Source organism: Rahnella sp. P4_A8 (genome assembly GCF_056402435.1).
Window position 1 is genome coordinate 1 of record NZ_JBFUHK010000390.1, and the last position, 537, is coordinate 537.

The window sequence follows — 537 nt, forward strand, 5'->3', positions numbered from 1 at the left end:
CTATACGAGAGATTTATTAAATTCTAAAGGTATTGAAGCATATTATTCAGGTTGCATGACTCTTACACTTGGTGAAACCTATAAAAGGGACAATGTTACTGATGACGTTTACTTTATTGATGTAATGTATGATTCGATGACTATCCCAGAATTACTACGTAAACCCTTAAGATTGGGGAAACGTATTTTAAATGGAAGGGCATTTGAATTTAACCATAGGAATCGGGTCCTAAATAAATACTTTGAACCCGACTTAATTAAAAATGCCAAGTTTGAAACTCAAATTATACCTTACGTGACTGCAAAAGAAGGTTTCAAACTTGCTGATGATTTTCTGAGGCGTTTAGCTAATGCCAAATTAGTTGTGACATCACGTATTCATACTGCTCTTCCATGTCTTGCTATGGGGACGCCAGTTATTTTTGTTAATGGCGGTTTTAAAAACAAAGTAGATAACTGTCGTTTTGATGGGCTGTTTGATTTCATTAAAAGAATAGATGTTGATGCAAAGGGTGAATCTGTCGCTAATTTCAATTT

At 34.5% G+C, this 537-nt stretch carries 1 protein-coding gene; it reads left to right on the top strand.

Translation table 11 applies throughout. The features are described from left to right. The coding region (locus tag AC1DUO_RS26180; protein WP_477989665.1) for a polysaccharide pyruvyl transferase family protein at positions 1-537 on the top strand (537 nt) is incomplete at both ends.